General features: G+C 61.3%; 13 protein-coding genes and 1 pseudogene. 9 read left to right on the top strand and 5 right to left on the bottom strand.

The window, feature by feature from the left end; genetic code table 11:
- Both VNX23_RS06750 and VNX23_RS06745 read left to right on the top strand, forming a co-directional pair.
- On the top strand, window positions 1-610 hold a 610-nt coding region (locus VNX23_RS06750), incomplete at its 5' end, for a thiamine pyrophosphate-dependent enzyme (protein ID WP_325628403.1).
- Window positions 611-701: 91 nt separating this feature from the next.
- On the top strand, window positions 702-1379 hold the full coding sequence (locus tag VNX23_RS06745; protein WP_325628402.1) for a VIT1/CCC1 transporter family protein: 678 nt from the start codon (window positions 702-704) through the stop codon (window positions 1377-1379).
- 199 nt (window positions 1380-1578) lie between these two features.
- Here the strand turns inward: VNX23_RS06745 and VNX23_RS06740 are convergent, their stop codons facing one another.
- The 4 genes from VNX23_RS06740 to VNX23_RS06725 form a co-directional block, all read right to left on the bottom strand.
- The gene (locus tag VNX23_RS06740) at window positions 1579-2259 is read right to left on the bottom strand and encodes a hypothetical protein (protein WP_325628404.1); all 681 of its coding nucleotides are present in this window, start codon (window positions 2257-2259) and stop codon (window positions 1579-1581) included.
- On the bottom strand, window positions 2196-2717 hold the full coding sequence (locus tag VNX23_RS06735) for an NAD(P)-binding protein (protein ID WP_325628401.1): 522 nt from the start codon (window positions 2715-2717) through the stop codon (window positions 2196-2198). The genes VNX23_RS06740 and VNX23_RS06735 overlap by 64 nt, the downstream gene beginning before the upstream one ends.
- Window positions 2718-2921: 204 nt before the next feature.
- Window positions 2922-3158: a hypothetical protein gene (locus tag VNX23_RS06730; protein WP_325628400.1), complete on the bottom strand. Its 237-nt coding sequence runs from the start codon at window positions 3156-3158 to the stop codon at window positions 2922-2924.
- 284 nt (window positions 3159-3442) lie between these two features.
- Entirely contained in the window at window positions 3443-4207 is a 765-nt protein-coding gene (locus VNX23_RS06725) for a response regulator (protein ID WP_325628399.1), read from the bottom strand.
- Between the two features lie 107 nt (window positions 4208-4314).
- On the opposite strand from VNX23_RS06725, the gene VNX23_RS06720 reads away from it, so the two are divergent.
- The 7 genes from VNX23_RS06720 (at window position 4315) to VNX23_RS06690 (ending at window position 15142) form a co-directional block, all read left to right on the top strand.
- The gene (locus VNX23_RS06720; RefSeq protein ID WP_325628398.1) at window positions 4315-5214 is read left to right on the top strand and encodes a cytochrome-c peroxidase; all 900 of its coding nucleotides are present in this window, start codon (window positions 4315-4317) and stop codon (window positions 5212-5214) included.
- Window positions 5215-5243: 29 nt separating this feature from the next.
- A complete protein-coding gene (locus tag VNX23_RS06715) occupies window positions 5244-7688 on the top strand; it encodes a two-component system VirA-like sensor kinase (protein ID WP_325628397.1) in 2445 nt (814 codons plus the stop codon).
- 200 nt (window positions 7689-7888) lie between these two features.
- Window positions 7889-10795: a calcium-binding protein gene (locus VNX23_RS06710; protein WP_325628396.1), complete on the top strand. Its 2907-nt coding sequence runs from the start codon at window positions 7889-7891 to the stop codon at window positions 10793-10795.
- A gap of 29 nt (window positions 10796-10824) precedes the next feature.
- Window positions 10825-12963 carry a type I secretion system permease/ATPase gene (locus tag VNX23_RS06705; RefSeq protein WP_325628395.1) on the top strand — a complete coding sequence of 713 codons (2139 nt, stop codon included), beginning with the start codon at window positions 10825-10827 and terminating at the stop codon, window positions 12961-12963.
- A complete protein-coding gene (locus tag VNX23_RS06700; protein WP_325628394.1) occupies window positions 12953-14404 on the top strand; it encodes an HlyD family type I secretion periplasmic adaptor subunit in 1452 nt (483 codons plus the stop codon). Before VNX23_RS06705 ends, VNX23_RS06700 begins: the two co-directional genes overlap by 11 nt.
- 65 nt (window positions 14405-14469) lie before the next feature.
- Complete coding sequence (locus VNX23_RS06695; protein ID WP_325628393.1) at window positions 14470-14997, top strand: DUF3455 domain-containing protein; 528 nt, start codon at window positions 14470-14472, stop codon at window positions 14995-14997.
- A gap of 19 nt (window positions 14998-15016) precedes the next feature.
- Complete coding sequence (locus VNX23_RS06690) at window positions 15017-15142, top strand: hypothetical protein (protein ID WP_325628392.1); 126 nt, start codon at window positions 15017-15019, stop codon at window positions 15140-15142.
- A 130-nt stretch (window positions 15143-15272) separates the two neighbouring features.
- Here VNX23_RS06690 and VNX23_RS06685 read toward each other — a convergent pair.
- Window positions 15273-15463, bottom strand: a pseudogene (locus tag VNX23_RS06685) (mercuric reductase); the annotation flags it as partial.

Below are 15463 nucleotides of genomic sequence, written 5' to 3'. Positions count from 1 at the left end.
AGACCGTTGGCCGATGACCCCTCAGCGCATTGTTCACGACGTCAGAGAGGTTATTCCAGAGGATGGAATCATCGCACTTGATAACGGCATGTATAAGATCTGGTTCGCGCGGAACTATCGGACCTACGTTGCCAACACGGTGTTGCTCGACAACGCACTGGCGACGATGGGTGCCGGTCTGCCGTCCGCGATGATGGCGTCGATCCTTTGCCCGGAACGGCGGGTAATGGCCGTCTGCGGCGACGGCGGCTTCATGATGAATTCGCAGGAGATGGAGACGGCGGTTCGCCTCAAGCTCGATCTGGTCATTCTCATTCTTGAGGACTACGCCTACGGCATGATCCGGTGGAAGCAAGCCGTCGACGGTTTCCCGGATTTTGGCTTGACCTTTGGTAATCCCGATTTCGTGAAATATGCAGAGAGCTATGGAGCCAAGGGATCTCGGGTCACCAAGTGCGGCGACCTCGCTCCGACGCTCGAAGCCGCCTTCAAAGGCGGCGGCGTCCATCTCGTCGTCGTGCCAATCGATTACTCGGAAAACAAGCGGGTTCTGGTCGACGAGCTCCGCACCAAAGTGAAACCTGTAGAGGAGGCTGCGGAATCGCGCTGAATGGAGGGTTCACGAACACAGCAGTTCCGAGGCGACGGCTTATCGTTTCAGCAACTCCGCTGTCCAAGACTTCGAGATAGGGGCGAACAAGATGAAAATCGGCTCGACTTTGCAGCGCCTACGCGACTCAGTCGTCAACTCAGCCGGCACGATCGTTTTCGGCATGGAAGACGGGACTGTTTCCATCTTCGGCTTGATCTTTGGCGTGGCGGCTACGACCACCAGCACAAAAACAGTGCTGATCGCTGGAGCCTCGGGTGCCGCAGCGGCAGCCGTCTCCATGATGGCGGGCGCGTATCTTGACGCGGAGACGACGCGAGACGAGACCAACGCAACCCTGTTGGCTGCAGATAATTCCGATATCTCCCTTTCGAGCCGTCTCGTCAACGCGGGCCTCACACCGCAGCAATCCAACGCGCTCGCCGCAGCCGTGCGAAACGACCGCAATGCTGCCGATGGGCTGCTGCTTGCTCTAAAAGGCGTGGCGAAGCAGCAACTCAATCCTCTCGAACAGGCGTTGTGGATGCTGTTTGCTGATTTCTTCGCGGCCGTGGTCCCGATCCTGCCATTCGTGTTCCTACCAATCGGTCGGGCAAGAATCGTTTCCGGGGTCGTCACAGTGGCCTTGCTCACAGCGCTTGGCATCGGGCGAGCGCTATTGGGAAGCCGCAACGCCATTCGCACAGTCGCCGAGACGGTTTCAATGGGCATCGGCGCCGCGATCGCGGGCGTCGCAATCGGCGTGTTGATCGATCATTCGTTCTCCTAACGCGCGACTCGTTCGGTGTCAGCGCACCTGAAGCCCGCACATCTCGCCGGCCTCGCGCCAAGCCTTCATCAGCGCGAAGAAGGCGTCCGACCCGGGGCCGTATAGGTTATCGAACAGGCCTTGGCCTTCCCCGGCGCGCCCTTCGCCATTGTAGTAGCCCGGGGTGCAGGCCTGTCGGAAAGCGAGGGTGTTGATTGCATTAGCGCGAATAGTTTCCAGCCAGCCAGATTCGGCCTCGACAGTAGGCTCCACCATCTGCACCTGCCGCTCCGACGCGGCCTTCACGATATGGGCAACGTGGCGCGCCTGTTCGTCCAGCATGTGCGGAAAGTTCGGCGTGAAAGTGTTTTGGGTAACTCCGAGGTAGAAACAGTTCGGGAAGCCATGGCTGTAAAAGCCGTGCAGCGTACGCGGGCCCGAGTGTGAACATGGCGTTGAAGTTGTCCATCCGCCGCTTCTGCCAGCCGGGCGTCAGTGTTTTTACCCATTCTGGGTCGGTGGGCTTATTGCCACGCACGTCGACCGAGGAGGGCGTCCTCTGGAAAACGTAAAGGTGCTTAGCATGGCGGCCCAAATGCGGGACACACTGGATGGCCGTTGCGCCGGTGCCAATGATCGCCACCTGTTTGTCGGCAAGCTTTGTTAGTTCGCCCTCGGTCGAGCCGCCAGTGTAACCGTAGTCCCAGCGACTGGTGTGGAAGCTATGGCCCTTGAAGGTCTTGATACCCGGGATGCCCGGCAGCTTCGGCCGGTTCAGTGGACCGCTGGAGATGACCACGAAGCGGGAGTGCATGGCGTCGCCGCGGTTGGTGGTGATCAGCCACCGGTTCTCATCCTGCAGCCAGCGCATCTCGCTGATCTCGGTCTGGAAGCAGGCCAGGCGATGGAGATCGAATTGCTCGCCAATCCGACGCGCATGCGCACGAATCTCGTCACCGAAACTGTATTTTTCCTTGGGGATGAAGCCGGTCTCTTCCAGCAGCGGCAGGTAGAGTAGCTTTCGATATCGCACTGTGCGCCTGGAAATCGATTCCAGTACCAGGTGCCGCCGAAGTCGCCGCCTTTCTCGATTGTGCGAATATCCTTGACCCCGGACTCGTGCAGGCGCGCCGCGGCCAACAGGCCGCCGAAGCCGCCGCCCACGATCACCACGTCGACCGCGTCGGTTAGCGGCTTGCGGGCAAAGCCGGGGTCGACGTGTGGATCGTCAATATAGTGCCGAAAGTCGGCGGCGACCTCGACGTACTGGTCGTTGCCGTCGGGCCGCAGCCGCCGGTCGCGCTCGTGACGGTACTTCTCGCGCAGCGCATTGGGATCAAAGTCGAGTGTCTCGCCCATATTCGCTCCCCTTAGCCGACAGCCACCAAGCTGCGCCTTCTTTGCGAAAGAATACGTCCACCGAGAGCCAGGCTCAAGCAAAGGGACTGGTACACACGGGCCCCCAAAGTGACCTGGCGGTTTAGCGTGTGCAAAATGTCGCGAAGGGCCGCGAACAGACATTCGCCGGTCCACGCTGGCAAGGCAGGCCCAGCGCAGCGGCGCTCAAACTGTCTTGCTGACCCCCCAGAAGAAGGGCAACGGTCCTTGGGTCACGCCAGCAAGATCCTTCGTCCAGGCAAAGTAGCGGAGATACCAGCCGAGTGGAGTGCACACCACCTCGCTTAGCGCCGCCTCGTTCAGCCGCTGAGCGGCCGACCTTTCTTCTTCAAGCGTCTTTGCATCGAACCATGCAGCGATCTCCGCTTCGACCGAGGGACTCTTCGCCCAGCCGTTGCTCACTACGGTGCCATTCGCCTGGACGAGCGTACTGGTCGGAAAGACCTCGTATATGCTCGTGTGATATATGTGCCAGCCGCCCCAGGAACCCAGTCACTGCGCACGAAGCGCATAGGTCCGCTGCCGATGTACTCACTGTTCTGCTTGAAAGGATCGGTCGCGGCGATCCGAGCCGGCATTACGAAGCAGCAGGGCGGCGTGATCTTGCCGAGAGCCAGCAGCAACTCTGGATACGGCTTCTTGAGCACCCAGCGGAACGTGCGAATTTTGGTTGGTCAAAGGGGAGGTCAGATTCGTTCTACAGGAACGGCGAACACATACCCCACGCCGCGTTCGGTCCGGATGACGCTCGGCGCGCTGGGGTCGCGTTCGAGCTTGCGTCGGAGGCGGAGAATCTGCACATCGATGCTGCGGTCGAAGACATCCTCGTGAACACGGGTTGCCTGCAACAAGTGCTCGCGGCTAAGCGGACGCTGCGGTGCCTCGAGGAAGGCTAGCAACATCGCATACTCGCCCTTGGTCAATGCTACTGGAGCGCCGGCAGGGTCAGTGAGCTGCCGGATCCTGCGGTCAAGCTGCCAGCCGGAAAATCGAAAGCGGCCGCGCTCGGGATCACGTGTCGGCGCGGCGCGTCCGACATCGAATCGCCGCAAAACTGCGCGGACACGAGCTAGCAATTCGCGCAGATTGAATGGCTTCGTCAGATAATCGTCAGCACCGAGCTCGAGACCAACCACCCGATCGATGTCATCGCGGCGGTGACCAGTAATGATGATCACGGGCACATCAGAGCTCAACCGCACCTCTCGCAGCAGATCCAAACCATCCTCCGAACACAGCCGGAGATCGAGGATGACCAAATTCACCTCGGCATTACCAAGTTGATCGACCATTTCCTGACGATTATTCGCCACCAGCGTGCGGATGCTGTTCTCTCCGAAATAGTTTAAGATCATGCGCTGTAAGGCAGGATCATCCTCCACGACGAGTACGCACACTTGGCGATCAGTGCTTCCGCGAACTCCCGGGTCATTCAGTGATGAACCGCTCATTTCACCCAACCCCTTCGATGAAGCTGCTGGCTATAGCTACGGCCGTACGCAGATGCAGCACTGTGCACCTCTTACTGGCTGTCGTTTGCCTCAACGCGGCCGCGCCGGTGGCCGCTCAAACGCCAACCCGTGAGACCAGCGACGGCCGGGAGCCGATCACGCCGGTTCCTGCGCCGCGCGCCCAAGACCCGCAGCGCCTGTCGCTCGGGGAGCGATTGTTCAGCGATCGTCGCCTGTCTCACGGAAATACACACAGTTGTCTTTCTTGCCACGATATAGGATCCAACGGCGCCAGTGCCAACGCCCACGACACGCCTGAGGGGCGACCCGCGGCGCTCAACACGCCAACGGTCTTCAATGTAAGCCTGAATTTTCGCCTGAATTGGGAAGGGAGCATCCGTTCGCTGGAGGAGGGAATCGAGCGCAGCCTTAACAATCCTGCGATCATGGCGTCGAGTCTTGACGAAGCCGTGAAGAAACTGCGCGCCGACCCCGAAATGGTAAACCAGTTCCGCGCAGCCTATGGACAGCAGCCCAACGCCGCCGCCATCCTGGATGCGATTGCGACATTTGAACGATCCCTGGTTACGCCGGGCAGCCGCTTCGACCGATGGCTAATGGGCGAGGCCTACGCGATCACGCCGGAAGAGCTGTCCGGTTATCAGGTTTTCAAGTCGCTCGGCTGCATCACTTGCCATCAAGGCGTTAATGTCGGCGGCAATATGTTTCAGCGGCATGGCATTTTCCATCCACTGGGCTCACGGGAGCCAGTGGTGCTTCGCGTCCCCAGCTTGCGAAATGTGGCAACCACTGCGCCCTATTTCCACGACGGTAGCGCGGCGACGCTCTCGGAGGCAGTGAAGAGTATGGGCGTCGCCCAGCTCGATCGCGTGCTAACCGACCAGCAAATCTCCGCCATCGTTGCCTTCCTCAATACGCTGACCGGCACCTACAGGGATCAACCAGTGAAGCCAGCGGTACCGCGCGCAGGCCTTGGGCGCCCATGAGGAATTTGCCGATTGTTCTCGGTGTTTCATTGCTGCTTGCGCTGCTGACTTGGCTGTTGCTGCGCGGGATCGATACCAACGCGCCCGCCTATGCGCTGGTGCTCCGGGCCTTCGACAATTACTCGCTCGCCGAGGCTTCTCTGCATCGCGACGTCCTGCAGGCGCGGACCGGTCTGCTGCGGGAGTACGACTCATTCAGCGCAACTGCCCGGGCGATGGAGGACGCAGTGATTCGGCTCCGTTCCTACGCTCAGGCCGAAGGCCTCGATCTAAGGCCGGTAGACAGGCTCGCAGCCTCGGTCGTCGAGCAGGAAGAGCTGATGGAGCGTTTCAAGACCGGCAACGCGCTCTTGCAGAACTCGCTGTCCTACGTTGGTCTCTTGAGTACAGGTGCGGCGTTCCGCGTCCAGGACCCGCAACTTGCGTCGGCAACGAGTGCGTTGGCGGCGGCGGTTCTCTATCTCGCGCGCGATAGGTCATCCGAATCTCTCAAGGAGCTCCGGGAGCGGATCAGCCAGTTTGCGGAACAGGCGCCCACGGTGGGGCCGGACGCGGAAGTAGCGCGGGCAATGCTGGCGCATACGCGGCTGCTGTATGACCAGCTGCCGGCGGTAGACGAAACGCTAAAAGCCTTCATCGCCATGCCCAGCGAGCAACCGCTCGAAGAGACTCGCGCGGTGTTCGCTCACCACCGGTCCTTGGTGGAAGCCGGGGAACAGCGCTATCGACTTTTGCTATATTTGGTTTCGCTGCTGTTGGTTATCATGCTCGTGTATCTCGGCCTCAGGCTGCGTGCCCGAGCCATTGCGCTAAGGCGGCGGGCGGCGTTTGAACATGTCATAGCCGAGAATTCGACACGTCTGATCAATTGCCCGCCGGCCGAAACCGAGGCGCGGCTTCAGGAAGTGCTGGGCGGACTAAGCCAAACGATCGGCGCTGACCGCGCGTATGTGGTGCTGGATGAGAAACCCATCCGAATCTACACGTGGTCCAGAGGCGGAAAGGCGTTCCCGCCGGGCTGGCCCAATCAGGCGCTGGCATTGTCGGAACAACTTGGCGTGGCTGGACCGGACAACGTCACCATTCCGGATGCGATCGCTTTGCCGCCTGGCCCGGTCAAGGACGCGCTGATAGCCGCCGGCATACGCGCCTGGGCCTGCGTGCCGTTGGTCCGACCGGGGCGGGTTCGGAGTATCATGGGTTTTGACCGTTTCCGGCCGATACGGAACAAAATTCAGCCTATCCCGATCGTGCGGCTTGCCGGGGATGCCGTCGCTAACGCCATCGAGCGTGAATTTCTTGAGCGGGAGAGGGCGAAACTCACGATGCGGCTGGAACGGGCGCGCCGCATGCAAATGGTCGGATCGCTGGCGAGCGGGATTGCGCATAACTTCAACAACATCATCGGCGCCATTCTTGGCTACTCGGAAATGATTGAACCGCAACTCGCGCGCGGAACCAAACCGGCACAGCATATCGACGAGATACGCCGGGCTGCGGAACGAGGCCGGGATCTGGTCGACAATATCCTCACATTCGGGCGGCGGACCGACGCGCGTGTCCGTATTGTGCAGGTACGAACTCTGCTTCAGGAGGCAGCCGCATTACTCAGCGCCTCCCTGCCTCCCGGTGTGGAGCTCGTCATTGAGGACGTTTCGAATGACGTCGTCGTGTCGGGCGAACCGGCGCAGCTCCAACAGGTCATTCTCAACCTTTGCACCAATGCCGCGCAAGCGATGGAGGGCAATGGCCATATCCGTGTGGCCGCGAGGTTGGAAGAGGTGATCGATTTCCGCCAAATCAGCGACGGCCAACTCTCGCCCGCTCGGTACGTCTGCATTGCCGTCACTGACGATGGGCGGGGCTTCGATGAGCGAGTTGCGCAACGACTGTTCGAGCCGTTTTTCACCACGCGCCTTGCCGGAACCGGCCTCGGTCTGGCAACCGTTCGCGAAATCGTCCGTGATCACGATGGAGCCATAAGCTCGCAAAGCAAGCCGGGGCAGGGAAGCCGTTTTGAGGTGTGGCTGCCGGCTACTGCTGGCGACGGCACCGCGACGGCAGAGCCGGCGTTGTTTTCTCTTGGGCGCGGCGAGACGGTGCTGCTCGTCGAAAGTGAGCGAGAACATCTGCTGCCTGACGAGGAAAAATTGGCGGCGCTTGGATACGAGCCCGTTGGTTTCGAACGCGCCAGCGATGCGCTTGCAGCGTGGCGTTCCGAACCCGATCGATTCGATATCGTTCTGGTTAGTTGCGGCTCGCACGTTCAAAACGGCCTGGATTTGGCGCGCGCTTTTCATGAGTTGGCTCCGTTGAAGCCGGTACTGCTCGCCGCGGCGTCCTCCATCGAGGTCAATGTCAATGCGTTGGCGGAAGCCGGAATTTCCGAAGTGCTGCGCTGGCCATTGACCAGCGACGAACTCGCCGCAGCGCTGGCGCGCTGCCGGCTCGCGCCCGGTTTGTTACGACCGTAACACGATTCCCGATAGCTGAAATGCTTCCGTAGCACGGGACCGCCATTTCTGGTGGCCCCGCAACCGCGCCTGTGCGCATCGGAACGACTGAGCAGCAGACCATGACGAGATTCTCCGGAACGACACTGTAACGAAATCATCGCTCCACATTTCGACCCACGCATATGAGCCGACCATCAAACTTCGAAAGGGCAACCACAATGGCTACCAACGCAACATTTTCCCCAAGCGCCGGCTTGCTGTCGGAGTTTGGCGACAATCAAGACAACACGATCATCACCAGCCGCGACGCAGCCGGGAATATTCTAATCAACGGCGGCGTCGTGCCTGTTACGGGCGGCCAGCCGACCCTCGCCAACACCGGGACGATCCAGGTATTCGGTGAGGACGGCAATGACTCGATCTCGCTCGACGAGACAAATGGTGCGCTTCCCGGCGCCCAGCTATTTGGCGGTGCGGGCAACGACACGCTGACCGGTGGGGCCGGCAACGATCAGCTGTTCGGCGGCGCGGGCAATGACACGCTGCTGGGTAAGGGCGGCAACGACACGTTGTTCGGCGGCGACGGCAACGACACGCTGATCGGCGGCGCCGGCAACGACCAGATGTTCGGCGGGGCCGGCAATGACCGCATGATCTGGAATCCGGGCGATGGCACCGACCTGATGGAAGGCGGCGACGGCATCGACACCGCCGAGGTCAATGGCGGCAACGGAGCCGAAATTTTCACGATTACTGCTAATGGCACCCGCGTGCGATTCGATCGGACCAGCCCCGCACCGTTCTCGCTCGATATCGGCACCACCGAGAACTTTGTACTTAACATGAACGACGGCTACGACGTCTTCATCGCCGGAAATGGTCTCGCTTCTCTCATCAATCTCACGATCGACGGTGGCGATGGCAACGACAGGATCACTGGCGGCGACGGAAATGACACGCTGATTGGCGGGAGCGGCAACGACGTCATCACTGGCGGCCGCGGCGCCGACACGCTGATTGGCGGAACCGGCGACGACACCTTCATCTGGAATCCCGGTGACGGCAGCGACACGGTCGACGGCGGCGACGGCACCGACACGCTGGTCTTCAACGGTTCCGACGCCAGCGAAAACATCAGCATCACCAACAACCACGGGCGGGTAAGCCTCACTCGCGACGTCGGCAATGTGACCATGGATCTGAACGGCATCGAGCGCATCGATTTCAACGCGTTCGGCGGCGCCGACAACATCAATGTCGGCGACCTTACCGGAACCGGCGTCACCCAGGTCGCGATCGATCTTGAGTCGGCGCCAGGCAGTGGCGTCGGCGACGGCGCGGCCGATAGCGTGACCGTCAACGGCACCGCCGGCAACGACACCGTTCAGGTGAGCGGCGTGGGAGGCTCGGTCACAGTCGCCGGCCTGCCGGCGACGGTGACCCTTGCCGGTGCCGAGGGCGCCAACGACCAACTCCTCGTCAACGGCGGTGCTGGCAACGACGTCATCAATGCGGCCGGCCTTACGGCCGGAAACGTGCAGCTGACCATCGACGGCGGTGCCGGCAACGACACCATCACCGGCAGCCAGGGCGACGACGTCCTGATCGGCGGCGACGGCAATGACACCGTCATCGGCGGTCGTGGCAACGACCAAGCCTTTCTCGGCAACGGCAACGACACCTTCACCTGGAATCCGGGTGACGGCAGCGACACGGTCGACGGCGGCGACGGCACCGATACGCTGGTCTTTAACGGCTCCAACGCCAACGAGAACATCGACATCTCCTCCAATGGCTCGCGGGTGAGGATGTCCCGTGACGTCGGCAACGTCGTCATGGACCTCAGTGGCATCGAGCACATCCAGCTCGCCGCGCTCGGCGGCGCCGACACTATCACGGTCAACGACCTCACTGGGACCGGCGTGAGCCAGGTCGCCATCGACCTGGCGGGGGCGCTGGGCGGCACCGTCGGCGACGGCGCGCCGGACACTGTGGTGGTCAACGGCACCGCCGGCGACGACCGCATCAGCGTCGCCAGCAGCGGCTCGTCGATTACCGTCAACGGACTGGCCACGCAAGTGTCGATCAACGACGCGGAGCCCGCCAACGACTCGCTTGTGATTAACGGAGGCACCGGCAACGATACTATCGACGCTTCCAGGTTGCATGCCGGCCAGGTCAACCTCACCATCAACGGCGGTGACGGGAATGACACCATTACCGGCAGCGCCGGCAATGACACTGTTATTGGCGGACGCGGCAATGATGTGGCCTCGCTCGGTGCAGGCAACGATACCTTCGTCTGGAGCCCCGGCGACGGCAGCGACACAGTCGACGGCGGTGCGGGCAACGACACGCTCGTGTTCAACGGCTCGAATCTCGACGAGAACATCGAGATCTCGGCCAACGGCAAGGGGGTGACGCTTACCCGCGACGTCGGCGTCGTCACGATGAACCTCGCCAACATCGAGAACATCGATGTCAACGCCTTGGGCGGCGCGGACACCATCACGGTGAACGACTTGTCCAAGACCAGCGTCAAGGACGTCGCCATCGACCTGGAATCGGCGCCGGGCAGCGGCGTCGGCGACGGCAAGGTGGATACAATCGTCATCAACGCGACCAACGGTAACGACACGATCAACGTCACTAACAATAACGGCGTAGTCACGGTGTCGGGTCTTTCCACGGACGTGACGATCACCGGCTTCGAGGCGGACGATCGTATCGTCATCAATGGTCTTGGCGGCGACGATGTCATCAATTCGTTCGGGCTTGGCGGAGCGATGCTATTCACCGCCAATGGGGGTGATGGCAATGACATCCTGATCGGCAGCCGCGGCAACGACACTCTGAGCGGCGGCGCAGGCGATGACATCCTGATCGGCAATGGCGGGCAGGACACCCTCGACGGCGGAACCGGCAGCAACTTCGTCAGCAACGCGCCCGTGGTCGCTGCCAATGTCGCGACGCCGGCCAGCGGCTCGCAAGCCGGGGGTGCGGCGCTGCTGGGCCAGTTCATGGCGTCGAGTTTTGTCTCGGCCGGCGAGGGGCACGGTGCGGTGCCGCTTGCCGATCCCTCGGCAAACCAGCATCCGCAACTTGCGCAGCCTCACTCTGCCTGACGCTAACAACCTCGCCCCGGAGAGTATCCATGAGGATCGAAACCAACGGCGCGAGACCGATCGATCCAGGTCTCGAGGTTCTCGTGACGCTGCTGCATTTGCAGGGCGTTGCGGCCGATGGCGCACAGATCGCGCATCGGCTGGGAACGGACAAGATCGGCGCACCGGAGATGCTCCGGTGCGCCAAGGATCTCGGGCTCAAGGCACGTGCCTGCCGAACCGATTGGTCACGGCTTGGCAGCACACCCTTGCCCGCCATCGCGTCCCTGCGCGACAGCGGGTTCCTGTTGGTGGCCAGGGCCGACGAGGAGAAAGTTTTGATTCAGTCACCTCTGGCGCCCAGGCCCGCTTTGATGACGCGGGAAGAGTTCGTCGCAGCTTGGGACGGCCGGCTGATCCTGATGACCCGCCGTGCCGGATTGTCAGACATCACGCGGCGGTTCGACATCACCTGGTTCATGGCGGCGATCCACAAATATCGCTATCTCCTGAGCGAGGTGCTGCTTGCGTCGTTCTTCCTGCAGCTGTTCGGCCTCGTTTCGCCGCTGTTCTTCCAGGTGGTGATCGACAAGGTGCTGGTGCACCGGTCGTTAAGCACCCTCGATGTTCTCGTTCTCGGACTGCTAACAATTTCGGTTTTTGAGACCGTACTGGGAATTCTCCGGACCTATCTGTTTGCGCACACCACCAACCGGATCGATGTCGAGCTTGGGGCGCGCCTGTTTCATCACCTGCTGGCTTTGCCTATGGCCTATTTCCAGGCGCGGCGCGTCGGCGACTCGGTGGCGCGGGTTAGGGAGCTGGAGAACATCCGCAATTTCCTCACCAGCTCTGCCCTGACGCTGCTCATCGACTTGCTCTTCACCTTCGTCTTCCTGGGCGTGATGTTCTTCTACTCGCCGCCCTTGAGCTGGATCGTGCTTGGCTCCTTCCCATTCTATATCGCGATATCGGCCGGGGTGACCCCCTTGTTCCGGCAGCGGCTGGACGAGAAATTCCGCCGCGGCGCCGAGAACCAGGCTTTTTTGGTCGAGAGTGTGACGGGGATCGAGACGCTGAAGGCCATGGCGGTCGAACCGCAGATGCAGCGCCGGTGGGAAGAGCAGCTTGCCGGCTATGTGGCCGCGAGCTTCCGCGTCCTGAGTCTTGGCAACAGCGCGAGCCAGACGGTGCAACTCGTCAGCAAGATAGTCACGGCAAGCGTCCTCTACTGCGGCGCCAGGCTCGTGATCGACGGCAGCCTGTCGGTCGGCGAGCTCGTTGCCTTCAATATCCTGGCCGGCAGGGTGAGCACCCCGGTGCTGCGCCTCGCGCAGATCTGGCAGGACTTTCACCAGGCGCGTCTGTCGATCGCGCGGCTCGGCGATATCCTCAACACCACCGCCGAGTCGACCTACTCGGCCGGCCGAGCGCGGCTGCCGGCAATCCGCGGCGATATCAAATTCGACCACGTCTCGTTTCGCTACCGTATCGACGGACAGGAAGTCCTGCACGATGTGAGCTTCGAGGTGCCGGCCGGCCAGACCGTGGGCATCGTCGGGCCCTCCGGGTCGGGCAAAAGCACGTTCGCCAAACTCGTCCAGCGCCTCTACGTCCCCGAGCGCGGCCGTGTGCTGGTGGATGGAATGGACATCGCCATGGCCGATCCCGCCTGGCTGCGCCGCCAGATCGGTGTCGTCATGCAGGAGAACATACTGTTCAATCGTTCAGTGCGCGACAATATCGCGCTCGCCGATCCGGCGATGCCGATGGAGCGCGTTATCGCGGCGGCCCGCCTTGCGGGAGCTCACGAGTTCATCCTCGAGCTTGCCGAAGGTTACGACACCTTGGTCGGCGAGCGCGGCTCGACGCTTTCCGGTGGCCAGCGGCAGCGCTTAGCCATTGCCCGCGCGCTCGTCACTAACCCGCGCATTCTGATCTTCGATGAAGCGACGAGTGCACTCGACTATGAGAGCGAACGCATCATCCAGCAGAACATGAAGGATATCGCCAGGGGTCGGACGGTACTGGTGATCGCGCACCGGCTCTCAACCGTGCGGACTGCGGATCGCATTGTCACGCTCGAGCGTGGCTGCATGGTCGAGGATGGCACGCATGACGCGCTGATCAAGACCGACGGCCGCTACGCCGCGTTGCACCGCATCCAGGGAGGGATCCATGTCAACTAAAGCCGCCATGTCCAAGAGGCAGGCCCGGGCTGTCGTCCCGTTCCGCCGTTCACCAGAGAGGCGCGGTGAAGAACTGGCGTTCCTCCCCGCGGCGCTGGAGATCGTGGAAACGCCGCCCTCGCCAGCCGGCCGCAGGATCGTGGCCACGATCATCGTGCTGTTCTGTGCGGCGCTGGTGTGGGCCTGGTGGGGCACGATCGACATCGTGGCATCGGCAACCGGCAAGATCGTGCCAAGCGGACGCACCAAGGTGATCCAGCCGTTCGAGACCGGGGTAGTTCGCTCTATCAGGGTGCAGGACGGGCAGGCCGTCAAGGCCGGCGACATCCTGATCGAACTTGATCCGACCGTTAACGCTGCAGAGCGTGATCATCTGCACAACGACGTTCTCGCCGAGCGGCTCAACATCGCCCGCTTGCGCGCAGCGCTTGCTGGCGGGGACGATCGTGTAGCCGGGTTCACGCCACCCAATGATGCCGACCCGATACTCATCGCCACCCAGCGTCAGCTCTTACTCAACCAGGTGGCCGAGCACCGGGCCAAGATCGCTGCACTTACCCGCCAGCAGGCACAGAAGGAAGCCGAGCGGGCCACGATCGCGGCCACTATCCATAAGCTTGAGGAATTGATCCCCGTGGTGCAACAGCGCGTCGACATCCGAAAGACACTGATGGAAAGGGAGCTTAGCTCAAAGCTCGGATATTTCGAGATCCTCCAGCAACTTGTCGAGCAACAGGAGGAGCTCAGTGTTCAGAAAAGCCATCTGCAGGAAGCGGAGGCGGCCGTGGCAGCGATTCGCGAGACGCGCGGACAAGCGATCGCCGAATACAGCCATGCAATTTCCGACGAACTTGCTAAATCCGAGCAAAAGGCCAGCGGGTTAGCCCAGGACCTGATTAAGGCCGAGCAGAGGACCAGGCTTCAGCAGCTAAGCGCGCCAGTGGACGGCGTAGTGCAACAGCTTGCGATCCATACGGTCGGCGGCGTCGTCACGCCTGCGCAGTCCCTGCTGGTCATCGTGCCGAGCGAAAGCCGGCTGGAAATCGAGGCCATGGTATCGAACCGCGACATCGGCTTTGTCCATCCCGGTCAGGAGGCCGAGATCAAGATCGACACTTTTAACTTCACCCGCTACGGACTGCTGCACGGCCAGGTACTCAGCGTCTCGCAGGACGCTATCATACGCGACCAGCAACAAGAGCGCGCAAACGACCGACGATTGGGACTGCAGAACGAAAGCAGCGAACCCAGGAGCCAGGAGCTGAACTACAGCGCGCGGGTTTCGCTCGACCGCACTCAAATGCGAATTGACGATCGGATGGTCAACCTGTCGCCGGGCATGGCGGTGACGGCAGAAATCAAGACCGGATCGCGGAAGATCATGAGTTATCTCCTGTCGCCGTTGCTGCGCTACCGGCAAGAGATGTTGCGCGAGCGATAGATAAATCGTCGCTCCAAACTCCAACGAGCCTCTTAAAGATTGAACCCACGAAGTCGCGAGGACCAATGAAATTCTTTTCGAAAGTTCTGCTCAACGTTGCCGTGCGCACGACCATCTTGTTGACCACTCAGGCAACAGCGCAAATGCCGCTGGCCATTGCGGGGAGTAACGGGACTCCAATCGCCACACTCCACGCTGAGGGCGCGCAGGTCTACGAGTGCAAACCTGATTCTGGCAAATCTCAATCAGAGGTGAGCGCGCTGACCTGGCAATTTCGGGAGCCGATTGCGACGCTCATGTTAGACGGAAAGTCCATCGGACGGCATTACGCTGGCCCAAATTGGGAGCACATCGACGGTAGTGCAGCGAAGGGTAAGGTAATCGCCAGCGCGCCCGGCGCTACTTCAGGCGATATTCCCTGGCTCGAACTGGAATTGGTAGAGCGTCGCAACGGCGGCATCTTCTCTACTGCAACAATCGTCCGGCGCATCAACACGAAGGGTGGGGTTGCGCAAGGACCCTGCGAAAGGGCGGGCGACTACCTCAGTGTCCCGTATTCCGCGGATTACGTGTTTCTGAACAGGGGCACGTGATGAGCCCTTTGGAGGAGCGATGACGAGAGCGGATGACGCAATCGTCAGCGTCAGAATAGCCGGCTATACCGAGCGGCGGTCGATCGAGAATTCTCTTGCAATTGCGCTTCCTCTCGAGACCAATAATTCGCCGCTGCGCCCTTGATTTCATCCCGACCAAGAGCGGCAAGGGCGTTGGTGTTCGCCTGCGAAAGGGGTAATATTTACCTTTTTTGGAGTGTAGCGGCAATTGCGTCATCGGGAGCAGGACATCGCTAACCTACCTTCCGTCTAGTCTATTGCACCATGCGTGCCGGCACGCTCGAAAACAATGAGCTCAGTCCTTCAGCCATCGTCGGGTGCGCAAAATCTCCATCAGCAAGGTGTGAATAGGGAAGGCCTGCCAACATCGCAGTTTGGACCGCAGCCATAACTTCGCCGGCCGCGGCACCAATCATCGTGAAGCCAAGTATGCGATCGTCGCGGT

The organism is Bradyrhizobium sp. (assembly GCF_035570375.1).
Taxonomy (GTDB): domain Bacteria; phylum Pseudomonadota; class Alphaproteobacteria; order Rhizobiales; family Xanthobacteraceae; genus Bradyrhizobium.
This window is presented reverse-complemented; position numbering and strand designations above follow the sequence as displayed.